Annotated in this window: 27 protein-coding genes and 1 pseudogene; 17 read left to right on the top strand and 11 right to left on the bottom strand. The window is 70.1% G+C overall.

The genetic code is table 11. The annotated features are described in order from the left end of the window. The first annotated feature begins 119 nt into the window (after positions 1–119). Positions 120–1,013, top strand: coding sequence for a hypothetical protein (locus ACGF0J_RS25960; protein ID WP_393149594.1), 894 nt, complete (start codon positions 120–122; stop codon positions 1,011–1,013). Positions 1,014–1,146: 133 nt separating this feature from the next. Here ACGF0J_RS25960 and ACGF0J_RS25955 read toward each other — a convergent pair whose 3' ends face one another. After that, the gene (locus ACGF0J_RS25955) at positions 1,147–1,545 is read right to left on the bottom strand and encodes a hypothetical protein (protein ID WP_393149593.1); all 399 of its coding nucleotides are present in this window, start codon (positions 1,543–1,545) and stop codon (positions 1,147–1,149) included. Between the two features lie 107 nt (positions 1,546–1,652). Then, entirely contained in the window at positions 1,653–2,000 is a 348-nt protein-coding gene (locus tag ACGF0J_RS25950) for a hypothetical protein (protein ID WP_393149592.1), read from the bottom strand. A gap of 125 nt (positions 2,001–2,125) precedes the next feature. Between ACGF0J_RS25950 and ACGF0J_RS25945 the strand changes: the two genes are divergently transcribed. After that, on the top strand, positions 2,126–3,340 hold the full coding sequence (locus ACGF0J_RS25945; RefSeq protein WP_347779712.1) for a helix-turn-helix transcriptional regulator: 1,215 nt from the start codon (positions 2,126–2,128) through the stop codon (positions 3,338–3,340). A gap of 30 nt (positions 3,341–3,370) precedes the next feature. Then, on the top strand, positions 3,371–3,847 hold the full coding sequence (locus ACGF0J_RS25940; protein ID WP_393149591.1) for an NUDIX domain-containing protein: 477 nt from the start codon (positions 3,371–3,373) through the stop codon (positions 3,845–3,847). A 236-nt stretch (positions 3,848–4,083) separates the two neighbouring features. Here the strand turns inward: ACGF0J_RS25940 and ACGF0J_RS25935 are convergent, their stop codons facing one another. Together ACGF0J_RS25935 and ACGF0J_RS25930 are read right to left on the bottom strand one after the other, a co-directional pair. Next, positions 4,084–4,218 carry a hypothetical protein gene (locus ACGF0J_RS25935; protein ID WP_393149590.1) on the bottom strand — a complete coding sequence of 45 codons (135 nt, stop codon included), beginning with the start codon at positions 4,216–4,218 and terminating at the stop codon, positions 4,084–4,086. A 94-nt stretch (positions 4,219–4,312) separates the two neighbouring features. Then, positions 4,313–4,531, bottom strand: coding sequence for a cold-shock protein (locus ACGF0J_RS25930; RefSeq protein ID WP_393149589.1), 219 nt, complete (start codon positions 4,529–4,531; stop codon positions 4,313–4,315). 176 nt (positions 4,532–4,707) lie between these two features. On the opposite strand from ACGF0J_RS25930, the gene ACGF0J_RS25925 reads away from it, so the two are divergent. Next, positions 4,708–5,088: a hypothetical protein gene (locus tag ACGF0J_RS25925; protein ID WP_393149588.1), complete on the top strand. Its 381-nt coding sequence runs from the start codon at positions 4,708–4,710 to the stop codon at positions 5,086–5,088. A gap of 40 nt (positions 5,089–5,128) precedes the next feature. Here the strand turns inward: ACGF0J_RS25925 and ACGF0J_RS25920 are convergent. Continuing rightward, positions 5,129–5,578 (bottom strand): annotated as a pseudogene (locus ACGF0J_RS25920) (UTRA domain-containing protein); the annotation flags it as partial. A 27-nt stretch (positions 5,579–5,605) separates the two neighbouring features. Between ACGF0J_RS25920 and ACGF0J_RS25915 the strand changes: the two are divergent. Then, a complete protein-coding gene (locus tag ACGF0J_RS25915; protein ID WP_393149587.1) occupies positions 5,606–5,971 on the top strand; it encodes an NUDIX domain-containing protein in 366 nt (121 codons plus the stop codon). A 103-nt stretch (positions 5,972–6,074) separates the two neighbouring features. Then, on the top strand, positions 6,075–6,209 hold the full coding sequence (locus tag ACGF0J_RS25910) for a hypothetical protein (RefSeq protein WP_393149586.1): 135 nt from the start codon (positions 6,075–6,077) through the stop codon (positions 6,207–6,209). Between the two features lie 38 nt (positions 6,210–6,247). Here the strand turns inward: ACGF0J_RS25910 and ACGF0J_RS25905 are convergent, their stop codons facing one another. Beyond that, positions 6,248–6,784: a dihydrofolate reductase family protein gene (locus ACGF0J_RS25905; protein WP_393149585.1), complete on the bottom strand. Its 537-nt coding sequence runs from the start codon at positions 6,782–6,784 to the stop codon at positions 6,248–6,250. A gap of 33 nt (positions 6,785–6,817) precedes the next feature. Next, positions 6,818–7,480 (bottom strand): DUF998 domain-containing protein, encoded by a 663-nt coding sequence (locus tag ACGF0J_RS25900; protein WP_393149584.1) that lies wholly within the window; start codon positions 7,478–7,480, stop codon positions 6,818–6,820. A gap of 93 nt (positions 7,481–7,573) precedes the next feature. On the opposite strand from ACGF0J_RS25900, the gene ACGF0J_RS25895 reads away from it, so the two are divergent. Together ACGF0J_RS25895 and ACGF0J_RS25890 are read left to right on the top strand one after the other, a co-directional pair. After that, positions 7,574–7,888 carry a YciI family protein gene (locus tag ACGF0J_RS25895; protein ID WP_393149583.1) on the top strand — a complete coding sequence of 105 codons (315 nt, stop codon included), beginning with the start codon at positions 7,574–7,576 and terminating at the stop codon, positions 7,886–7,888. Then, on the top strand, positions 7,888–9,891 hold the full coding sequence (locus ACGF0J_RS25890) for a sigma-70 family RNA polymerase sigma factor (protein ID WP_393149582.1): 2,004 nt from the start codon (positions 7,888–7,890) through the stop codon (positions 9,889–9,891). Before ACGF0J_RS25895 ends, ACGF0J_RS25890 begins: the two co-directional genes overlap by 1 nt. 8 nt (positions 9,892–9,899) lie before the next feature. On the opposite strand, the gene ACGF0J_RS25885 is transcribed toward ACGF0J_RS25890, so the two are convergent. Next, positions 9,900–10,628 (bottom strand): LysR family substrate-binding domain-containing protein, encoded by a 729-nt coding sequence (locus ACGF0J_RS25885; protein WP_393149581.1) that lies wholly within the window; start codon positions 10,626–10,628, stop codon positions 9,900–9,902. A 55-nt stretch (positions 10,629–10,683) separates the two neighbouring features. On the opposite strand from ACGF0J_RS25885, the gene ACGF0J_RS25880 reads away from it, so the two are divergent. The 5 genes from ACGF0J_RS25880 (at position 10,684) to ACGF0J_RS25860 (ending at position 14,638) form a co-directional block, all read left to right on the top strand. After that, the gene (locus tag ACGF0J_RS25880; RefSeq protein WP_393149580.1) at positions 10,684–11,055 is read left to right on the top strand and encodes a DUF5997 family protein; all 372 of its coding nucleotides are present in this window, start codon (positions 10,684–10,686) and stop codon (positions 11,053–11,055) included. Between the two features lie 47 nt (positions 11,056–11,102). Beyond that, entirely contained in the window at positions 11,103–11,939 is an 837-nt protein-coding gene (locus tag ACGF0J_RS25875) for an SDR family oxidoreductase (protein WP_393149579.1), read from the top strand. A gap of 163 nt (positions 11,940–12,102) precedes the next feature. Beyond that, positions 12,103–13,374 carry an FAD-dependent monooxygenase gene (locus ACGF0J_RS25870; RefSeq protein ID WP_393149578.1) on the top strand — a complete coding sequence of 424 codons (1,272 nt, stop codon included), beginning with the start codon at positions 12,103–12,105 and terminating at the stop codon, positions 13,372–13,374. Between the two features lie 103 nt (positions 13,375–13,477). Beyond that, positions 13,478–14,194: a helix-turn-helix transcriptional regulator gene (locus ACGF0J_RS25865; RefSeq protein WP_393149577.1), complete on the top strand. Its 717-nt coding sequence runs from the start codon at positions 13,478–13,480 to the stop codon at positions 14,192–14,194. Positions 14,195–14,293: 99 nt separating this feature from the next. Then, on the top strand, positions 14,294–14,638 hold the full coding sequence (locus ACGF0J_RS25860) for a cupin domain-containing protein (RefSeq protein ID WP_393149576.1): 345 nt from the start codon (positions 14,294–14,296) through the stop codon (positions 14,636–14,638). Positions 14,639–14,706: 68 nt separating this feature from the next. Here ACGF0J_RS25860 and ACGF0J_RS25855 read toward each other — a convergent pair whose 3' ends face one another. Continuing rightward, a complete protein-coding gene (locus ACGF0J_RS25855) occupies positions 14,707–15,327 on the bottom strand; it encodes a CGNR zinc finger domain-containing protein (protein ID WP_393149575.1) in 621 nt (206 codons plus the stop codon). A gap of 34 nt (positions 15,328–15,361) precedes the next feature. On the opposite strand from ACGF0J_RS25855, the gene ACGF0J_RS25850 reads away from it, so the two are divergent. After that, positions 15,362–15,925 carry a GNAT family N-acetyltransferase gene (locus ACGF0J_RS25850; RefSeq protein WP_393149574.1) on the top strand — a complete coding sequence of 188 codons (564 nt, stop codon included), beginning with the start codon at positions 15,362–15,364 and terminating at the stop codon, positions 15,923–15,925. Here ACGF0J_RS25850 and ACGF0J_RS25845 read toward each other — a convergent pair. Next, the gene (locus ACGF0J_RS25845; RefSeq protein WP_393149573.1) at positions 15,920–16,432 is read right to left on the bottom strand and encodes a class I SAM-dependent methyltransferase; all 513 of its coding nucleotides are present in this window, start codon (positions 16,430–16,432) and stop codon (positions 15,920–15,922) included. The genes ACGF0J_RS25850 and ACGF0J_RS25845 overlap by 6 nt on opposite strands. Positions 16,433–16,441: 9 nt before the next feature. Beyond that, positions 16,442–17,392 (bottom strand): DMT family transporter, encoded by a 951-nt coding sequence (locus ACGF0J_RS25840; protein WP_393149572.1) that lies wholly within the window; start codon positions 17,390–17,392, stop codon positions 16,442–16,444. Between the two features lie 39 nt (positions 17,393–17,431). Here ACGF0J_RS25840 and ACGF0J_RS25835 point away from each other — a divergent pair, with 39 nt between their 5' ends. From ACGF0J_RS25835 to ACGF0J_RS25825, 3 genes are all read left to right on the top strand, one after another. Beyond that, the gene (locus ACGF0J_RS25835) at positions 17,432–17,974 is read left to right on the top strand and encodes a MarR family winged helix-turn-helix transcriptional regulator (protein WP_393149571.1); all 543 of its coding nucleotides are present in this window, start codon (positions 17,432–17,434) and stop codon (positions 17,972–17,974) included. Between the two features lie 81 nt (positions 17,975–18,055). Further along, positions 18,056–18,820, top strand: a complete 765-nt coding sequence (locus tag ACGF0J_RS25830; RefSeq protein ID WP_393149570.1) for a methyltransferase domain-containing protein — start codon at positions 18,056–18,058, stop codon at positions 18,818–18,820. 46 nt (positions 18,821–18,866) lie between these two features. Next, positions 18,867–19,841, top strand: a complete 975-nt coding sequence (locus tag ACGF0J_RS25825; RefSeq protein WP_393149569.1) for a GlxA family transcriptional regulator — start codon at positions 18,867–18,869, stop codon at positions 19,839–19,841. Position 19,842: the final 1 nt, after the last annotated feature.

Below are 19,842 nucleotides of genomic sequence, written 5' to 3'. Positions count from 1 at the left end.
AGTGCGTCCCCGGCCCGCTGCCGCTACGCGGTGAGTCGACGGCGTACGAGGTGACTAGTCGCGGATACTGCGTTCTATGCGATAACTGGCATACTAGCGATCCATCGAGGAGGCATTTAGTGGCAGAAGTCTATTTCAAGGCCTACGAAACATATACTCGCATGAGAGTTGAGGCTAACAATGCCATCATGGCGCTCTTGGCGGGGTCTCGACTTGCAGCACACACACTTCAGCTGACGAATGGGTCCCATAAGCTTTTACCTGAGATTTTTCCTGCCGTGGACCATATAGCGAGATTCAGCTTGAAGAGCGAAACGGCAAGAGAGTTGCTTCTAAACGCGGACGCTCATCTTGGCGCCGTAACCGTTCCTTATGCGTTGGCTGTACACGAAAATTTCGTCTCTGTTGCGCTGGATCTGGTCAGGCGGGCAGGTGTTCCCTTACTGAGCCACGGTAGGCATATCAAGGCGTGGAACATGCATGAAACCCTATTTCGCTCGCTCGGCTCACCTCTACCGGTAACGCAACTTTCGCAATTCCATCTGCTCCGACACATGCGTAATGCCACGATCCACGAGGGCGGAGCGGTCTCGAGGCAATTAATCGATGCGGTTAACGGTATGCCGGGAGATGTGACGGTCGACTGGGAGCTTCTTGCTGGACGCCACCCACAGGATATCATATTGCCTAAAACCATCGCCTTCACTGCGAGCGATATATTTGCATCGTTCGCAATAACGAAAAGGTTGGGCCGAGAGATAAATTCTGCCCTGCAGATCGGCCTGCCCCCGAATGTATGGGCAGAGCTGGCTGTGGAGCATTTCTTAGAGGATCCTGCAAGTATCACCAGAACGCGTAACAGCGACCAATGGTTGAGGGCGCTTTGGGGCTACGCTCGTAAGGTGTATGGAGGGTTGAGCCTCAGTGAGAGCGAACTGGAACAGGCAGCTAGCGCAATGGGAGTATGGACGCGGCCAATGGGCTCAGTGCCATCCCGCAGAAGAGAAAGGTAAGGAAAAAAGGGGGCTCTTCCTATTGAGCTACATCCAGCAAATTGCTGGAGCCGGGACTCGAACCCGGGTCGCCACCTTTCTGTGAGAGACTCCGGCTGTGAACCGGTAGGGCTCTACCCATCTCTCTACCTGTTCAGGTTAGCAGACCCGTGTGGCTCTCACGCTGCGTGCGGGTGTCCGGGTCTGCGCTGCAGGAGCCGACCTGTTTCAGTACGAGCCGAGCGCAGTCGACACAAGTTCGCTTGGATGCGGGGGTAAAGGAGATGGACCAGCCGCAGATGGGCAGCGGGTATACCTCCCGCCCGCACAGACTGTGCTCGGTGCCCGCTGGAACCGCATGCTGTATCGCCTCACGGCCTGAGCCCGACAGGCCGAGGCGATAGTCGGCGTAGGTGGCGTTTGCGCTGGCTGTCGAGCAGATGAGCAAGTCGTCCCATTGGACCGGCCAGCGTCGCACCCCGCCCGGCAGATCGGCCCAGTCGGCTTCCAGTTCCACCAGCGCAAGCGTGCCACTGCGCAGAATCTCCTTCACGGTTCCGCGCTGCCCCAGCAGCAAGTCGCCTACGGCCCCAGTGCGAGCGGGACTGTGGAGCATGGCCACGATCTCGACTCGACATCCCAGCCTCTCGCGAGCTTCCTTCACTGAGGGCTCGCTTCCGTGGTCTCCGGGCGCAGATTGCGGATCGTCTCCGTGAGTGGGTGTCGTCGCTGAAGGTCCGCGTAGCGGAAGGCGACCCGGCGCGCGGCTCTCGACGGTTCGATGGCCGGATGGCGGGCGTACAGCACTCGTTTGCGGCGGTCGTCCCAGCCTGCCCGCCACCAGTACCAATCGCCGTCGCACCAGACGACGAGCCCGACCCACACGGACACCAGGCTCAGGCCATAGCCGTCATGGACGTCTGCGGATACGCCATGAGCGGCGAGGGCGTCGGCCAGGGCATCGGCGGCGTGCTTCTCTGGTGTGGGGTGTCGGTTCGGCGGTTGCATGAGTGACCTCCCATCACGTACGGCAGTGACGTAGCGTGACGGTATGTGTCGGCCGAGCTGTGAGGCCGGAAGGAAATTCAGGGGTCCGTCGTAGGCATCCGACGATGATGAGGTGCATGCGAGGAATGACCAGCAATCTGTCCATCGGCCAGCGCGTGGCCTGGTACCGGCGGCGGCGTGGGATGTCTCAGGACGTCTTGGCCGGGCTGGTGGGACGGACCACCGATTGGCTGAGCAAGGTGGAGAACGACCGCATCACCTTGGATCGTCTGTCCGTCATCAAGTCCCTGGCGAGCGTATTGGACGTGTCCCTCGGTGATCTACTGGCCGAGCCGCACCTGTTCGAGTGGACGGACGGAAGCGGCGATCAGACCATCCCAGCACTGCGCGCCGCGATCACGGACTATCGGCAGCTCTCGCCGATGGCGGGGCTCGTGGAGAACGCGGAACCCTCCGGGCAGGCCGACCTGCGACGTGCCCTTGCCGAGGTGTGGCGGGCGTACCAGGGAGCCCGGTACAGCTACGTGATCCGGACTCTGCCCGGACTTCTGGGAGAGGCGCATCATGCTGCGCGCGCAGCGAACGGTGACGCCCACATGGCCGCATTGGGAGTGCTCGGGCAGGTCTACCACGCCGCGGCCAGCATCCTGGCCAAGGTGGGTGAGGCTGATCTCGCATGGATTGCCGCTGAGCGGGGACTCTCCTTCGCACGGCAATCCGGTGATCAGCTTGTGACGGCCTCATTGCTTCGCTCCGTGACCCACGCCCTTCTGTCCAACGGCCGCTACGAGGCAGCCAAGCAGCTCACGATTGACGCCGCCGACCTGCTGTCTCCCGACCTTCCGCACGCCACGGCTGAGCTGCTTTCGGTGTACGGGACGCTGTACCTCGCCGGATCGATGGCGGCGGCGCGAGACGACGACCGCAGCACGACACGCGCGTTCCTTGCCGAGGCACAGGAAGCGGCGGTGCGGCTCGGGGGTGACGCCAACCATGTCTGGACCGCGTTCGGGCCGACGAACGTCCGTATCCATCAGGTGGCCACGGCAATCGAGCTGGGAGACATCCAGGTGGCTGTGGAACTCGGGCCGAAGCTGGATACCAGCGGGCTTCCGATCGAACGTCGCGCTCGTCATGGCCTGGCCGTGGCGCATGCCTTGAGCCTGTGGAACCGTACCGACGACGCGATGGCCGCGCTGTTGGAGGCCGAGACCATCGCTCCCGAGCAGGTGCGCCATCACTACCTCAGCCGCCAGCTCACGATGTCGTGGATCAGAAGGCAGAAGGGCAAACCCAGTTACCAACTCGCAGCTCTCGCCCGGCGACTGCACATCGTGTGAAGGCAGTCCCTGTGGCGTAAGGTCGGGGCTGTGAACGATCAGGAGGCTCCACCGTTCGCCCAGGCCCGTGCCGCTGCCGGTGCGCTGTTCTTCGATGACAGCGGTCGTGTGCTTCTCGTCCATCCTACGTACAAGCCCTCCATGGACATCCCGGGCGGGTACGTCGAGCCGGGAGAGACACCGTACGAGGCGTGCGTTCGAGAGGTGCAAGAGGAACTGGGTATTCGGCCGGCCATCGGTCGCCTCCTCGTGGTCGATTGGGCGCCTCTTCCTAAGGAGGGCGACAAGGTCCTGTTCGTGTTCGACGGCGGCACCTTGGACGGCGAGTTGCGCAAGCAGATCAGGTTCGTGGACAACGAGCTGAGCGGCTACGAGTTTCATCCCGTGGAGGAACTGGACGGGCTGTTGATCGAGCGGCTTGCCCGTCGTGTCAAGGCCGCCGCCGCTGCACGCGAGCTTGACAGGACCGTCTATCTGGAGCACGGCCAGGCCGCCCCCACTGAGTGACTATCTGAGTGACAACGGCCCAGGACGAGCGTGGACGGTCGAGGACCCGGGCGGAACGTTCGCCGAGGTGGGACCCCGAATCACCCGAGGTCCCACCCTCTCGCGGCGAGCCTTACAAGCGAGGGGTCACTGGTTCGAACCCAGTACCGCCCACCTGCGAAAAGAGCCCCGTTTCCGATCATGGAAACGGGGCTTCGTGCCATTGGCGTGCCATGAGCTCTGTTGGATTTTCGCGTTCATGGCGTCGCCTGTACGAACCGGCCGCCGGCGGAGGCGTCGAAGTCCTTGACGGGCTCGACCTCGCCGACGACGTAGCAGCCGTGCGGGAAGACCATGGCGAAGGTGACGGGGATGGGACCTTGCAGAGCCATGACGGCTCTCCCCTCCTGACTGTCAGGCACTTGATCTTTCAAGTGATGCTCGCCCGGCACGAGCAGCTGCGCCGTCGTGGTCAGAACAGGCAAATTACAGTCTGCGGACGTTCTCGGCTACGTAGTCAAAGCTGTCCTGCGACCGTTTGACGATGTCGAACTCGACCTCGTCGCCTGCCTCCAGACTCCAGTTTCCGCGCCCCACGACGTCACCGAATATCACGAACGCATCACGACCGGCCGGGAGCTCAGGGGAGGAGATCGCTCCCCACCCCTTCTCGGCCTTGAAGAACTTCACAGTGCCGCGTGTCATGATCCTATTATCGCTGTTCACCTAGAAATCACCCTCAGGAACCACGGGCGCAGAGGCAGGCATGGCGCCTTCCAGCCACCGCCCGGCCTGAATGGGCGCGGTTGGTCTGTTTCTGCGAGGGCGTTCATGGCGGCCCTTGGACGGGGTGACCATCGCGATCAAGGAGGAGTCGCCCGTTGTACACCAGGTTCCAAAGCCCCACGCCGAACGCACGAGGCGTCCATCCGGGAGTGTTCGGCCTCATCAACGGCCTCGCGAAGCATGGACGGCTCTCGCCGGAGGAGGAGCGGTTCAGGGTCGAGCGCCACGCCTGGTTCCATGCGAACCTGATCGATCCCACCGATGTGGACCCCCAGGTCTACGACCGTGCGCTGAACCTCGGGGCAACAGCGTGGTTCAAGCCATCAGCCGGCCATCTCGTCGAACGCCTGTCCGGCTACCTGGAAATCCTCGCCACCCATCGCGTGGAGTGCGTACGCGTCGAGATGGCCGACCCCGGCACAGTGATCTACGACGACCCCCATCAGATCGTCGTGGTGCCCTACGAAACCGGGTAGGCGTCTTCCAGTTCGTAACGATCCGCAGGCAGCAGCACCTCGACCACGACCAGAGGCGGCCCGAGGCGTCACGGACCGCTCCGAAGACGGCCAGGAGCGGCGTGCTCCTGGGCATGCCGAGCTGCTCGGCCTCCTGGATGGTGGGCATGCGTGCGGCGATCTGCTCCACGATGTGATCGAAGCGCACACCCTTACGTGAGCGCAGATGGTCGCGGATGCCCTGCGGCAGAGGCTCGCCGCTGGTCAGGTCGGTACCCTCCGACAGCTCCAAGGGCAGCCAGAGGGAGACGAGTTCGGTGGGCTCGCAGTCACGGACGACCAGGCGCCGGCGCAGGAACGCCTTGCTCTTGGGCCGCGCCTTCCACGTCGCTGACGGAGTGACGCTGCTCGGCGTTCTGCCAGGAGTAGTACGCCCCGCCGTAGCCGACGAACACCCATACCGGCATGCCGGGTTCGGGGCGGTGCACCATGAGGGCGCTGTTGTTGTCACGCAGCTCGGCCCACGTACAAGCCCGACATGGACATCCCGGGCAAGTGCGTCGAGCCGGGGGAGACGCCGTATGAGGCATGCGTCCGCGAAGTGTGCGAAGAGCTGGGCATCCAGCCGGCCATCGGTCGTCTCCTCGTGGTGGATTGGGCGCCTCGCCCGCAGGAGGGCGACAGAGTCCTGTTCGTCTTCGATGGCGGCACGCTCGACGGGGAGACGATGAGACAGATCACCTTCACCGACAACGAGCTGAGCGCGTACGAGTTCCGTGCCGTTGAAGAGCTTGACGAACTTCTGATCGAGCGTCTTGCCCGCCGTCTCAAGGCTGCCGTCACCGCCCATGAGCTGGGAGAGACGCTTTACCTTGAGCACGGCCGGGTCGTCCCCGCCGAGTGATGACGGGGTCCGGAACGGGTAGGCGGTCGAGGCGTCCTGGTCTCTCTCCCGGTGCTGGGCACGGGGCATACCGGCCGGTCCCCGCAGCGGATAGCTTCGCAGGATGGACGATGATCTTTCAGGCAGGCCGGTGACCGACGCCGAGATCGCTCTCGGGGTCGGTCTCCTGGTGGTGATCCTGCTCCTGCCCACCATCGTGTGGCTTGTCACGGTGTTGTTGCGGAGGGGTAGGCCTTGAAGTAGGTGCCGGGGGCGGGCCTGGTCATCTCCGGCTCCTCAGGCCGGCTGGTAGTGGAAGTTCAGGACGCCGGTCGTGAAAGTGGTCGACTCGACCAGCTTGAGCGGCAGGCGGCCGGTGCTCTCGTCGAACAGCCGGGTTCCGGTGCCGAGCACGATGGGGTGGACCATCAGGCGGAGCTCGTCGATGAGGCCCGCGCGGAGCAGCGTCCTGGTCAGCGTGATGCTGCCGGTGATGCTGATGTTCTTGCCCGGCTGCTCTTTCCTGCTCCTGAGCTCGTCGAGCACGTTTTCCTTGATCAGGGTGGAGTTGTTCCACTCCGCCGTCCGCAGGGTGGTGGAGGCCACCAGTTTGGGGACGGCGTTGAGCTGGTCGGCCATCTCGCCGGTCTGGTGGGGCCAGACGGCGGCGAAGGACTCGTAGGTGGCCCGGCCCAGCAGGAGCGTGTCCGCCTCGGCCTGGGTCGCCATGACCGCTGCGGCCATCTCCTCGTTCAGGTAGGGGAAGTGCCACGTCTCGGGCGACTCCACGACGCCGTCCAGCGACACGAACAGCCCAGCGACGATCTTCCTCATGGGTTTCTCCTCAGGATGACGGGGTGAGTGGTTTCAGGCGGACGTGCGGAAGCGGGCGGCGACGAGGGAGATCCAGCCCATGGCGATCATGACCCCCGTGGCGAGCGTCACCGAGGCGGCGTGCCCGCCGGTGACCGCCCAGCCGTCACCCAGGATCAGTGCCGCACCGGCCAGGCGGGAGGCGACGGCCATGCCGCGGGCGCCGGTGCGGGTGAAGTGCCGGCCGAGGACGAAGCAGGCCGCGGCGAGAGCGATGAACGTCACCGACCCGGTCACCATGTGCATGATGGCGTGCCAGCTCATCGCCGTAGGCGGTCCCGCGGGCGTGCCCACGGGGAAGCCGTCGGCGGGATCCATGACGAAGACGCCCGCGCCGATCATTCCGATGCCGGCGACCAGCGTGAGGCGCGGGACCCAGGTGCCGCCGGGCTTGCCGTACAGGACGTCGCGGAAGCCGAAGGAGCCGGCGATGAGCAACGAGCCGACGATCAGGAAGTTGGCGATCTGGATCCACCCGAGCGAGCCGGTGGCGAGCTGGCTGAGCGGGTGGCGGACCAGGTCGAAACCCTCGCGGGTGAACGCCTGCGCCAGGGCGACGACGGTCCAGACGGGCGTGGCGGCCGCCGCGGCGGTGAGCAGCGTGCGGGTGGGCGCGGAGCTGCGGGTGGGGGCGGAGCTGCGGGTGATGGTGGTCATGTTTGCGGTTCCCTTCGTGGTTCTGCCTATGCGTCGTTCACGCGATGTGACAGGGAACGCGGGACGCTAGAGTTGCCCGGAAAGGAGTACGGGATGCGATTTCTCTTGACGAGCGTGAGCGAGCGGAAGACGGACGAGACGCTCCAGATCGAGATGGGCAAGTTCATCGAGGAGCTGACCCGGACCGGGGTGCTGCTGGACACCGGCGGGATGGAGCTGGGGGGCAGCGTGCTGAAGTCCGTCGGCGGCGAGCTCACGGTGACCGACGGACCCTTCGCCGAGGCCAAGGAGATGGCGGGCGGGTTCGCGCTGGTCGAGGTGGGGTCCAAGGAGGAGGCGCTGGAGCTGTCCCGTCGGTTCTTCGAGATCATCGGCGATGGTGAGGGCCGGATCCAGCAGATCTACTGATGAGCGCCGCACCGGACGCCCACGGAGCGGTCGACGCGATCTGGAAGCTCGAGTCCGCGCGGATCATCGCGGGCCTGACCAGGATGGTCCGCGACGTCGGCCTGGCCGAGGAGCTCGCTCAGGACGCGCTGGTGGCCGCGCTGGAGCAGTGGCCCGCGCAGGGCGTCCCGGACAGTCCGGGCGCCTGGCTCATGACCGCGGCCAAGCGCCGCGCGATCGACCACATCCGGCGCGACGAGCGGATGGCGCGCAGACACGAGGAGATCGCCCGCACGCCGGAGGGGCAGGATCCCGAGCCCGACGACGACGTACTGCGCCTGATGTTCATCTCCTGCCATCCCGTGCTGCCCGCCGAGGAGCGGGTCGCGCTGACCCTCCGGCTGCTCGGCGGCCTGGGCGCCCAGGAGATCGCGCGGGCGTTCCTGGTGCCGGAGCAGACCGTCTCACAGCGCATCGCCAGGGCCAAGCGCACCCTCGCCGAGGAGCGGGTCCCGTTCGAACTGCCGCCGGGGCCGCAGCTCGCCGGCCGGCTGACGTCCGTACTCGACGTCATCTATCTGATCTTCAACGAGGGCTACTCGGCGACCTCCGGCGACGACCTGATGCGCCCGGCACTCGCCCTGGAGGCGCTGCGCCTGGGCAGGCTGCTGGCCGAGCTGGCACCCCGTGAGGCCGAGGTGCACGGACTGGTCGCCCTGATGGAGATCCAGGCGTCACGCGCCGCCGCGCGCACCGGGCCCTCCGGTGAGCCGATCCAACTGCACGAGCAGAACCGCGGGCTCTGGGACCGGCTCCTGATCACCCGCGGCTTCGCCGCGATGTTGCGGGCGAGGCAGGCGGGCGGTCCGCTCGGTCCCTACGTGCTGCAGGCCGCGATCGCCGTCTGCCACGCGCAGGCGACGACCGCGGAGGACACGAACTGGGCGCAGATCGCGACGCTCTACGAGAAGCTGGAACGGCTGACGCCGTCGCCGGTGGTCCGGCTCAACCGGGCCGTGGCCGTCGGCATGGCGCACGGGCCGCAGGCAGGGCTGGACCTCGTCGAGACCGTGGCCGCGGAGCGGGCGCTCAAGGACTACCACCTGCTGTCGGTGGTCCGCGGCGACCTGCTCACCAGGCTCGGTCGGCACGGTGAGGCCGCCAAGGACTTCGAACGCGCAGCCGCGCTCACCCGCAACGCCGCGGAACGCGCGTTCCTCCTCGGACGCGCCGCCGCGGGCGCGGCCCGGGCGCGTCCCGGGAGGGCCGGCATCACGTTGGGCGAGGCCGCGGAGGGCTTCCTGGCCCGCGAGGACCTGGAGGCCGAGACGGTCCGCTCCTACGGCCAGACCCTGCGCCGCCTGCGCCTGGACCTCGGCCCGGGCACCCCGCTCGCCGACGTGACCGTGGGGAAGGTGGCAGGGGTCTTCGCCGTCGCCTGGGGGACGGCGGCGCCCAGGACCTGGAACCGGCACCGCGCCGCCGTACGCTCGTTCTCGGCCTGGGCCGCCATCGAGGACCTGTCGGCCGGGCTGGACAGGAAGCCGGAGAACCGCGAACGCCGCCCCGCCGTCCACGGACCGGACCTGGAGGCCTTGTGGCGGCACCCGTCCCTGCGCGAGCGGACGCTCTGGCGGCTCCTGCACGAGTCGGGAGCGTCCGCGAGAGCGGCCCTGTCACTCGACGTCGAGGACCTCGACCTGACCGCGCGCCGCGGCCGGGTCACCACCAGGACCGGGCCGGTCTGGATCTCGTGGGGGTACGGCACGGCCGCCCTGCTGCCGGAGCTGCTGGCCGGCCGGACCCGGGGCCCTGTGTTCCTGGCCGACCGGAGACCCGCCCCGGCCCGGCTGCCCAAGCCCGCCGACCTGTGCCCGGACACGGGACGGGGCCGGCTCTCCTACGAACGCGCCGAGTATCTCTTCAAGAAGGCCGCGGGCCACACCCTCCACCAGCTGGCTTCCGGGGCGAAGCACACTCTCGTGAACGCGGCGGGCGAACAACGGGCCGAACAACGCGGCTGACCGGCAGGTCAGCGGGGCCGGGGGCCCCTCCTCTTCCGGGCGGTCGGGGCGGTCCGGCGGCCGGAGCCGCGCTGGGCGGGTTTCGGCGCCTGCCGCTGTGCCGGTTTCGGCGCGGGGGAGGCGGGGGCGCGGCCTCGCGAGCTGTTGGCCGTACGGCCGCGGACGACGCCGATGAAGTCCTCCACCAGGTCGGTGGTCGCGTCCGTGGGCCAGGCCAGCGCGACCTGGGACTGCGGCGCGTCCGGCACCGGCCGGTAGGTGAGATCCCTGCGGTGGTGGAGGCGCGCCAGCGACTGCGGAACCAGGAGCAGCCCGGTGCCGGCCGCCACCAGCTCGACCGCGTTCGCCGTCGTGGCCGGGCGGGTGAACGCGGGCAGCCCGGGCCGGTCCGCCCACTCGATGGTGTCGTCCAGGGGGTGGAGCACCTCGTCGTCGGCCAGGTCGGCGACGGTCACCTCGTCGACGGCGGCGACCGCGTGGTCCTTGGGCACCACGGCCACCGTGGTCTCGACGTAGAGCGGGATCACGCTGAGCCCGTCGCGGTCGACCGGCAGCCTGACGAACCCGGCGTCGGCGCCGCCGTCCCGCAGCAGCCCCACCACGTCGGCGGCGGGCACCGCGAGCAGGGCGAGCGGCACGTCGGGCATCCTCTCGGTCCAGACGTTGACCCATTTCGCGGGGGTCACCCCGGGCGCGTACGCCAGCCGGAACACCCTGCCGGTCTCCCCATCAGTCACCTCCTCAGCGTACCGATGTCGGCGGGACCCGTTCCGACTGACTACGCTCGACGCCATGACCTCGCCCAGAACGAAGAACATCCAGACGATGAAGCCCGAGACGGCGGCCAAGAAGCTGGGTGTCCTCCTCTCGGCCACTCCCGCCGAGTTCCAGGCGGGCGTCGTCTCCAGGGACGAGCTGAACGCGTTGCAGGCGACGCCGCCCGCCTGGCTCGCCGACCTCCGCCGCAACGGCCCGCATCCCAAGCAGGTCGTCGCCGCGAGGCTCGGTGTCTCCATCTCCGGTCTGGTCAGAGGCGGGATCACCGGGCCGCTCACCACCGCCGAGATCGAGGCGCTGAAGGCGGACAGTCCGGCGTGGCTGGAGCATGAGCGGTCCGTCCAGGCCGAGACGCGCAAGGAGGCGCTCCGCCTCAGGCAACGCTGAACCGCGGCGGCCGTACCGGAACGGCTGGTCAACTAGGGTGACCGGCCATGAGGACTCTCATCGTCGGTGGCACCGGCTTGCTCGGCAGCGAGCTCGTCCGGCAGTGTTCCCTGGCGGGGCACGAGATCGCCGCGACGTATCTGACCCGGCCTGGGCAGGCCGCCGGCGTCGAATGGCGGCCGCTCGACGTGCGCCGCCGGGAGGACGTCGAACGGCTGATCGGCGCATTCCAGCCAGAAGCGGTCATCAACGCTGCCTTCCGGCAGACGGACTGGACGACCACGGCGACGGGCGCGGCGAACGTGGCCCTCGCCGTCTCCGCGGCGGGTGGACGCCTGGTCCACGTGTCCAGCGACGCGGTCTTCTCCGGCGCCGCGATCCGTTATGACGAGACGTGCGTCCCTGACCCGATCAGCCCCTATGGCGCGGCCAAGGCCGCGGCCGAGACGGCGGTGAACGCGATCGCACCGGCCGCGGTGACGGCCCGGACGTCTCTGATCATCGGCGACGGTGGCTCCTCGCACGAGTCCCTGGTGCATGCGCTGGCCGCGGGCCGGGCGAGCGGGGTGCTGTTCACCGATGACGTGCGGTGCCCGGTGCAGGTGTCCGATCTCGCCGCGGCGCTGCTGGAGCTTGCCGCCTCGGAGTATCGCGGTGTCCACCACGTGGCCGGGGCCGATGCCGTGAGCCGATACGAGCTCGGGCGGCTCATCGCCCGCCGCGACGGTCTCGACGCGGACCGGCTGCCCTCAGGCCGGCGGGCGGACGCCGGGGTGCCCGGACCCGTGGACGTGCGCCTGGACTGCGCCACGACCCAGGGGCGGCTGCGGACCCGGTTGCGCGGCGCGCGGGAGTTCCTGGCGCCGACGGCTGGTGGGCGCTGAAGGCCGCGACGCGGTTGCCGCTGATCGGGGCCGTGGATGAGGGCTTGTCCGGGTATTTGGTTGTTTCGTGACTGGCCTCGGACCGGCGCGAGGTCCCTCCCGACGACACACTTGGATACTCTATGTGACTGATCGCTTGCATTAAGTCACAATGGGGGCTCTTGTGAAGGTCGCGTGTGTCGGCGGCGGACCCGCCAGCCTGTACTTCGCCATCCTGATGAAGCGGGTCGACCCGTCCCACGACATCACCGTCTACGAACGCAACCCGGCCGGGTCCACGTACGGCTGGGGTGTCACCTACTCGAACGAGCTGTTCGGCTATCTGTACGGTGCCGACTCCGAGTCCGCGCGCGCCATCCGCGAACACTCCGCCCGGTGGAACAGCTGGGTCGTGCACGTACGGGACCGGATGACGGCGACCGTGGAGAACGGGGACGACGGTTTCGGCATCGGCCGGCATCGGCTGCTCGACATCCTCACCGAGCGGGCCTGCTCGCTCGGCGTGCGCGTGGAGTTCGAGCGGGAGATCGCCGGAGCGGAGGAGGTGGCTGACGCCGACGTCGTCGTCGCCGGAGACGGGATCAACAGCGTGCTGCGCGAGCGGCACGCCGACCACTTCGGCGCCGAGATCGCGGTCGGGCGGAACGTCTACGTCTGGCTCGGCACCACCAAGGTCTTCGACTCGTTCACCTTCGCCTTCGCCGCGACCGAGCACGGCTGGATCTGGTGCTACGGCTACAAGTACAGCGGGGACCACAGCACCTGCGTCGTCGAATGCTCCCCGGAGACCTGGAAGGGGCTCGGGTTCGACAAGGCGAGCGAGGCCGACTGCCTGAACGTCCTGGAGAAGCTGTTCGCCGACATGCTGGACCGGCACCCGCTGATCGGCCGGGCGCAGCCCGACGGCACCGCGCACTGGCTGAACTTCCGCACCCTGACCAACCGGACGTGGCACCACGGCAACCTCGTCCTGTTGGGTGACGCCGCGCACACCACCCACTACTCCATCGGCGCGGGCACTGCCCTCGCCCTGGCGGACGCCGCCTTCCTGGTGAACGCGCTGCACCGGGGAAAGCGGCTGGAGACCGCCTTCGCCCGCTACGAGCGGGCCCGGATGCCGGTCATCCGGTCCGCCCAGCGCTCGGCCCGCCACAGCGCCCAGTGGTTCGAGAACCTCCCCCGCTACATCGACCGCCCGCCGGAGATGATGATGGCGCTGCTCGACCAGCGGCACTCCGCGCTGCTCCCGCGCATCCCGGCGCCGCTGTACTACCGGCTGGACCAGGTGTCCGAGGGGCTGGAGCCGCTCCGCAGGGTCACGCGGTGGCTGGGCTCGAAGGTCACCCGCAGGTCGCACGCGGGCGCCGCGTGCGACGATCACGCGGCGCCGCAGTCCCGGGCCGAAGGCGGCCCGGGGTCCCCGCCCCCGGCCTGAGGGGCCGCCCGCGTGCAAGCCGACGTCGGGCGTCCTCGGCAGCGGCAGCTCTGGCCGGTGCGGACGCCTGTTTATACAACAGCGTTTTGTGTAAACTCGGCTCATGAGGAACGTCGATGAAGCGGGCGGGGTGGCCGGGGCGGCGCCGCTGACCGGCCGGCGGCGGCTCGTCTGGACCGCGCTGCACGACGAGGACGGCGCGCCGCTCGGCGTGACCGAGCTCGCCGAGCGGCTCGCGATGCATCCCAATACGGTGCGTTTCCACCTTGACGCCCTGGTGGAGAGCGGCCGGGTGGAGCGGGTGCACGCCGCGCCCGCCGGTCCGGGGCGGCCGCCGCTGACGTTCCGGGCCCGGCCGGGCATGGACCCCGGTGGCCCGCGCAGCTACCGGCTGCTGGCCGAGATCCTGGCCGGGCACCTGGCCGCCGGGCCGGAGCCCGCCGCCAGGGCCACCGAGGCCGGGCGGGCCTGGGGCGGTTTCCTGGTCGAGCAGCCGGAGTCGCCCCGCGCGCACACCCGGGAGGAGGCCGTGGGCCGGCTGGTCCGCCTGCTCGGCGATCTCGGGTTCGCTCCCGAGGAACGGCCGGGAGGCGGCCAGGGGCGCATCGGCCTGCGGCACTGTCCGTTCCTCGAACTCGTCGGCACCCGGGCCGACGTGATCTGCCCCCTGCACCTCGGGCTCATGCAGGGCGCGATGACGGCGCTCGGCGCCCCGGTGACGGTGGACCGACTCGACCCCTTCGCCGAACCCGACCTGTGCCTGGCGCACCTCGCGACCTCGGCCGGGACCGGCCGCCCGGGCGAGCGGGCGCTCGCATGACCGCGGCTGCGGCCGTCGCCACGGGCGGCGGGAGTGGATCCTGCCGACGTGAACCCCGCCGCCGGACCCCTGGGCCGGCCGAGACCGAAAGGCGCCACCATGCACACCATCTCCCTGGACGACCTCGCCGGCGAACACCTGGCCGCCGCGCGGCAGGCCGCCAGCGGGCGCAGCGCCCGTACCGTCCACGGCGGGCACGAGCACTCCCTGCGCCAGACGCTGCTCGCGCTCGCGGCCGGGCGCGGCCTGGACGAGCACGAGAGCCCCGGTGAGGCGACCCTGCAGGTGCTGCGCGGCCGCGTGCGCCTCGCGACCCGCCAGGACGCCTGGGAGGGGGCGGCGGGCGACTACGTCGTGATCCCGTCCGAACGGCACAGCCTGACCGCGATCGACGACTCCGCCGTCCTGCTCACCGTGGCGGTCCGCCCCGCGGCGGCCGGCTGACCGACGAAGGTGTCCGCCTCCACGGCGGCCGGCTCACCGAGGAGGACGTCCGGGACGCGGGACGGGTCTCACGCTCGCCGCCGGGCCCGGTAGGCGCCGGCCTTGGCGCGGTTCTGGCAGGACAGGTCGCAGAAGCGGCGGGAGGCGTTGCGCGTGGTGTCGAAGAAGACCAGGTGACAGTTGCCGGCCTGGCAGGCGCCGAGCCGGGCCGCTTGGCCGACGCCGATGACCATGGCCAGGGCGGTGCCCATGTCCGCCGCCCACGCGTCGACGAGGCCGGCGTCGGGCCGGTGGAAGGCGAGGACGAGGGGCCGGTCAGGGGCGCCGTGCAGGTTGGGCACGGCGCCGTGCCGGACCAGCAGCCGGTTGAGCCGCTCGGCCGCCTCGACGACGCGCGGGCCGGCGCCGAACACGGGGCGCAGCTCCGCGGCGACCTCGGCCAGCCGGTCGGCGTCGGCGGCGGTGAACGTGCCGGCTGGCCGGCCGGCCTCGGCCAGCCGGGCGGAGATCGCGGCGCGCCGTTCCTCGCCACAGCGGGCCGGCGCGACGGGACGGCCGTGCGCCGACGTGACGGTGAGACAGTTCGCCAGCAGGGCCGCCAGCTCGACCCTGCTGCTGACATAACCGTCTATTTCGGATTGACCAGTGATGCGTGATTGACCCGTGATGCGCCCCGGCTCTATCGTCACCGCCATAGCCTATCTAGACAGTGATGAGGTGGCGATGTCCGGGCACGAGCCGCTCCGGCACCGGCAGGACGCGGGTGACCGCGTGCGGCTGGAACGACTCACCGGCGAGGAGACGCTCGCCCGCGTCGCCGAGCTGATCGACGTCTACCGCGTGTCGTTCGCCGGTCCGCCCTGGTACGAGGACGGATACGGCGTGGCCGACTTCGCCCGGCGCCTGGCCGCGGACGTGCGCCGGCCCGGCTTCGGGGCGGTGCTCGCCCGCCGGGACGGCGAACCGGCCGGCTTCGGCACGGCATGGCCGACGCGGCGCCCGTTCCCGGCCGGCCGGGCCTACGACCGGGTGCGCGTCCAGCTCGGTGACCAGGTGGAGACACGCCTGGTCGGCGCGCTGGAGGTGGACGAGCTCGCGGTCAGCCCGCATGCCCGAGGACAGGGTCTGGCCGCCCGCATCCTCGGCCTGCTCTGCGCGGAGGCGGCCGACTGCTGGCTGCTGACAGCGCCGAAGGCGTACGACGCGATCAGGCTTTACGAACGTCTCGGCTGGCGGCGGCTGACCGGACCCGACGCGGACGTCGTGGTGTTCGCCCGCTCCTCATGATCGCCGGGCCGTGACGTGGACCAGAGGAGACGCGGTCACGGTCTCGACGTGGAACCCCTCGGCCATGAGGTGCGGGGGGACCTTGGCGGCGATCTCGGCGGCCTTCGCCTCGCCGGGCGGCTGCCAGAACAGGTGGAGGCGGCCGCCCGGAGCGAGCCAGCGGCCGATGAGCCGCAGCTCGCGAGCCGGGGAGCGGACCCAGAAGAGGTTGACGTTGACGGCGAAGACCTGGTCGAAGGCGCCGTCCTCGAACGCGGCGTCCTCCAGGGCGGTGTTGTGCAGCACCGCGGTGCCCGCGGCCAGGGCCGCCGCGTTGCGCTCCCTGGCCGCGGCTGTCGCCGTCGCCGAGCGGTCGATGGCCGTGACCGTGCCACCCGCCAGGCGTTCGCAGACGAGGGCGACGGCGACGCCCCGGCCGCAGCCGATCTCCAGGACCCGGTCGGCGGGCCTGACGCCCATCATCTCCACCGCCCGCACCAGGCGGTCGGGCGTCGCTGCGGCGGTCATGATCCCAAGCTAGCAGCGGCCGAGCGAGTCGTTCGGGGCGCCTGGGGCCGGGGCCGGCCGCGGGGCCGTGAGGTGCGGCGTCCGGGGTGGCCGGGTTCGCCGGGAGAGCAGGCGGGACGCCGCGGGCTGGCCGAGCAGGATGCCGAGGACGACCAGGACGAGGCCGGCGAGCTGCCCCGGGGTGAGGGTCTCGCCGGCCAGCGCGGTGCCGAGCAGGACGCCGGTCAGCGGGTTGAGCAGTCCGATGAGTCCCACCGTCCCCGCGCTCAGGTGCCGCAGCCCCTGGAACCAGGCGGCGAAGGCGAGGGCCGTCGCGACGACCGTGACGTAGCCGAAACCGAGCAGCGCCGGCCCGTCCAGCGGCGGCGGCGGCCCTTCCACGGCGACGGCGACGGGGACGAGCACGACCCCTCCGGCGACGAGCTGCCATGAGGTCAGCGAGAACACGTCGATGTCCGCGCTCCACCGCTTGGCCAGCACGTAGCCGAAGGACGACATGACCATGGCGAGGACCGACGCCAGCACGCCGGAGGCGTCCACGGCGGCCGTGCCGTCGAGCAGCAGCAGGCAGACCCCGCCGATCCCGACGCCCGCGCCGGCCAGGTGCGCCACTCGCGGCCGTTCGGCCAGTGCCGCCCAGGCGAACAGCATCATCACGACCGGTGAGGTCGCCATGACCGTCGAGGCGACGCTGGTCGGAAGCGTCTGCGCCGCCAGGTAGACGAGGGCGAAGAACGCGCCCATGTTGAGTGTGCCGAGCACCAGCGAGCGCCACCACCACGCGCCGCGCGGCAGCCTCCTGGCCACGAGGAGCAGCAGCAGGCCGGCGGGCAGCGCCCGGATGGCGGCGCCGTACAGGGGGTGGTCGGGCGGGAGGAACCGGTGGGTGACGAGGTAGGTCGAGCCCCAGGCCACCGGCGCGAGCGCGGTCACGGCCGCCCACCGGAAAGTAGCTTCCATGGAAGCCAATATAGCTTCCTTGGAAGGTATATTGGCGGGGTGACCGAACGTCTCGACCACGTCGCCCGGATCCAGCACGAGTGGGCCCGTGAGCGGCCCGACGTGGACGTGAGCCCGCAGGGCGTGATCGGCCGCCTGCACCGGCTCGCCGATCACCTGACCGAACGGCTGTGCGTCGTCTACCGCCGGTACGGCCTGGGGGAGGGGGACTTCGACGTGCTCGCCACCCTGCGGCGCGCCGGCGAGCCGTACGAGCGCGCGCCCGGCGAGCTGGCCGCCCACACCATGGTCACGACGGGCGCCATGACCAAGCGGGTGGACCGGCTCGAACACGCCGGGCTCGTCACCCGCCGCCGCAGCGCGCGGGACGGCCGGGGCCGGGTCGTCGCCCTGACCACGGCCGGCAGGGAGCTGATCGACCAGGCGTTCACCGAGCACATGCGCAACGAGCGCCGGCTGCTCGACTGCCTGACCCCGCAGCAGGCCGAGCAGTTGGAGGCGCTGCTCGCCGGCTGGCTGGCCTGCTTCGAGGCGCCCCAGGAGCCGCTGCGGGGTTCCTCCCCCGGAAGGGAGCCGGGGTGATGCAGGCGTGACGGGGCCGGCCGCACCGGACCTCGACCGCGTCTCCACGGGGCCTGCACACCGGTGTGCTTCGCTGATCCCATGATCGATACCAGAGCTCCCGACCCCATCGGCTATCTGGACCAGGTCGCGGCCAGCGCCCCCGGGCAGGGGTGCAAGCGGCGGGTGCTCCGCCTGCTCGATCTGAGACCGGGGCACACCGTCGTGGACATCGGCTGCGGGCCGGGCACCGACCTGGGCGCGATGGCGGCCGCGGTCGCGCCGGGCGGCACGGTCGTCGGCGTCGACCGGGACCCCGTGATGGTCGAGACGGCCGGGGCCCGGCTGGCGGGGACACCGGGCGTGCGGGTGCGGCACGGTGACGCCCACGCGCTGCCGCTGGCCGACGGCATCGCCGACCGGGCCCGTACCGACCGGGTTCTGCAGCACGTGGACGACCCGGCGCGGGCGCTCGCCGAGGTGCGGCGGATGCTCCGGCCGGGAGGGCACGCCGTCCTGGCCGAACCCGACTGGGACGGCCTGCTGATCGACTCCGGCGAGCCGGAACTGAGCCGCCGGCTGGCGCGTTTCGTCGCCACGGAGATCGTCCGCAACGCGACCGTCGGCCGGAGCCTGGCCCGGCTGTGCGCCGGCGCCGGGCTCGCCGTGCGGTCCGTGGAGGTGTACACGCCGGTGTTCCGCGACTTCGGCACCGCCGACCGACTGCTGGGGCTGCGGCGCAGCGTGGGCAGGGCCATCCGGGCGGGCCACCTCGACGCCGGCGCCGAGGAGTGGATCGCGGAGGTGGCCGCGCGGCCGTTCCTGGCCACGTTCGTGATGTTCCTGGTCACGGCCGAGGTGGCGTGATCTGCAATGACCCTGTCATTGACGCCATGCCCGCGCCCTGACCAGCATGAAAGGTGTGACCAGGCGGATCGTGATCGTGGTTTTCGACGGGTTCCAGCTGTTCGACATGGCGGGACCCGCCGACGTGTTCGCGCTCGCCTCCCTGCTCGCGGGCGGCGACGCCTACCGGGTCGAGCTCGCCGCCGTCCACGCGGGTGAGGTGACCGCGCAGAACGGCGTCACGGTCGCCGTACGGACACCGCTCGGGCGGATCGGCGGCGACGTCGACACGCTGATGGTCGCGGGCGGCCTGTCCACCGGCGAGTGGATGCGCGACCGCAAGCTGGTCGAGGGCGTCCGCCGGCTGGCCGGCACGGCCCGCCGCGTCACCTCCGTCTGCAGCGGCGCGCTGATCCTGGCCGAGGCCGGGCTGCTCGACGGGCGGCGGGCCACCACCCACTGGCTGGCCTCCGACGTGCTCCGCGACCGCTACCCCGCCGTCGAGGTGGACGCCGACCCCATCTACATCCGGGACGGCGACACCTGGACCTCGGCCGGCGTCAGCGCGGGCGTGGATCTGGCGCTGGCCCTCGTGGCCGAGGACCACGGCCACGAACTGGCCAGGCAGGTCGCCTGCTGTCTCGTCGTGTACCTGCACCGGCCCGGCGGGCAGAGCCAGTTCAGCGCCCCGATGCGGGTGGCCGTGCCGCGCAGCGAGCCGCTGCGCGACCTGCAGGCGTACATCGACGCCCACCCGGCCGCCGACCTGCGCGTACCCGCCCTGGCCAGGCGGGCGGGGATGAGCGAGCGGCACTTCTCGCGCGTCTTCACCGACCAGACCGGCCTCTCGCCCGGCCGGTACGTCGAGCGGGCCCGCGCCGACACGGCCCGGCGCCTGCTGGAGACCACCGACCATCCGCTCGACCGGGTGGCCAGGGAGTCGGGGCTCGGCCGGCCGGAAACCCTCTACCGCGTCTTCCGCCGCACCTGGCGCGTCTCACCCGGCGACTACCGGCGCCGGTTCCGAACCAAGGAGAGCTGAT

It is taken from the genome of Nonomuraea sp. NPDC047897, assembly GCF_043204415.1.
Taxonomy (GTDB): domain Bacteria; phylum Actinomycetota; class Actinomycetes; order Streptosporangiales; family Streptosporangiaceae; genus Nonomuraea.
Note: the sequence above shows the minus strand (reverse complement) of the source record. Positions and strands in the feature narration are given on the sequence as shown.

What these genes read in the sequence shown, in the direction of transcription:
- ACGF0J_RS25950 (WP_393149592.1), bottom strand. Translation starts at nt 2,000, where the DNA reads ATGCAACCGCCGAACCGACACCCCACACCAGAGAAGCACGCCGCCGAT.
- ACGF0J_RS25945 (WP_347779712.1), top strand. Translation starts at nt 2,126, where the DNA reads ATGACCAGCAATCTGTCCATCGGCCAGCGCGTGGCCTGGTACCGGCGG.
- ACGF0J_RS25935 (WP_393149590.1), bottom strand. Translation starts at nt 4,218, where the DNA reads ATGGCTCTGCAAGGTCCCATCCCCGTCACCTTCGCCATGGTCTTCCCG.
- ACGF0J_RS25930 (WP_393149589.1), bottom strand. Translation starts at nt 4,531, where the DNA reads ATGACACGCGGCACTGTGAAGTTCTTCAAGGCCGAGAAGGGGTGGGGA.
- ACGF0J_RS25915 (WP_393149587.1), top strand. Translation starts at nt 5,606, where the DNA reads ATGGACATCCCGGGCAAGTGCGTCGAGCCGGGGGAGACGCCGTATGAG.
- ACGF0J_RS25910 (WP_393149586.1), top strand. Translation starts at nt 6,075, where the DNA reads ATGGACGATGATCTTTCAGGCAGGCCGGTGACCGACGCCGAGATCGCT.
- ACGF0J_RS25905 (WP_393149585.1), bottom strand. Translation starts at nt 6,784, where the DNA reads ATGAGGAAGATCGTCGCTGGGCTGTTCGTGTCGCTGGACGGCGTCGTG.
- ACGF0J_RS25900 (WP_393149584.1), bottom strand. Translation starts at nt 7,480, where the DNA reads ATGACCACCATCACCCGCAGCTCCGCCCCCACCCGCAGCTCCGCGCCC.
- ACGF0J_RS25895 (WP_393149583.1), top strand. Translation starts at nt 7,574, where the DNA reads ATGCGATTTCTCTTGACGAGCGTGAGCGAGCGGAAGACGGACGAGACG.
- ACGF0J_RS25890 (WP_393149582.1), top strand. Translation starts at nt 7,888, where the DNA reads ATGAGCGCCGCACCGGACGCCCACGGAGCGGTCGACGCGATCTGGAAG.
- ACGF0J_RS25880 (WP_393149580.1), top strand. Translation starts at nt 10,684, where the DNA reads ATGACCTCGCCCAGAACGAAGAACATCCAGACGATGAAGCCCGAGACG.
- ACGF0J_RS25875 (WP_393149579.1), top strand. Translation starts at nt 11,103, where the DNA reads ATGAGGACTCTCATCGTCGGTGGCACCGGCTTGCTCGGCAGCGAGCTC.
- ACGF0J_RS25865 (WP_393149577.1), top strand. Translation starts at nt 13,478, where the DNA reads ATGAGGAACGTCGATGAAGCGGGCGGGGTGGCCGGGGCGGCGCCGCTG.
- ACGF0J_RS25860 (WP_393149576.1), top strand. Translation starts at nt 14,294, where the DNA reads ATGCACACCATCTCCCTGGACGACCTCGCCGGCGAACACCTGGCCGCC.
- ACGF0J_RS25850 (WP_393149574.1), top strand. Translation starts at nt 15,362, where the DNA reads ATGTCCGGGCACGAGCCGCTCCGGCACCGGCAGGACGCGGGTGACCGC.
- ACGF0J_RS25845 (WP_393149573.1), bottom strand. Translation starts at nt 16,432, where the DNA reads ATGACCGCCGCAGCGACGCCCGACCGCCTGGTGCGGGCGGTGGAGATG.
- ACGF0J_RS25840 (WP_393149572.1), bottom strand. Translation starts at nt 17,392, where the DNA reads ATGGAAGCTACTTTCCGGTGGGCGGCCGTGACCGCGCTCGCGCCGGTG.
- ACGF0J_RS25830 (WP_393149570.1), top strand. Translation starts at nt 18,056, where the DNA reads ATGATCGATACCAGAGCTCCCGACCCCATCGGCTATCTGGACCAGGTC.
- ACGF0J_RS25825 (WP_393149569.1), top strand. Translation starts at nt 18,867, where the DNA reads ATGAAAGGTGTGACCAGGCGGATCGTGATCGTGGTTTTCGACGGGTTC.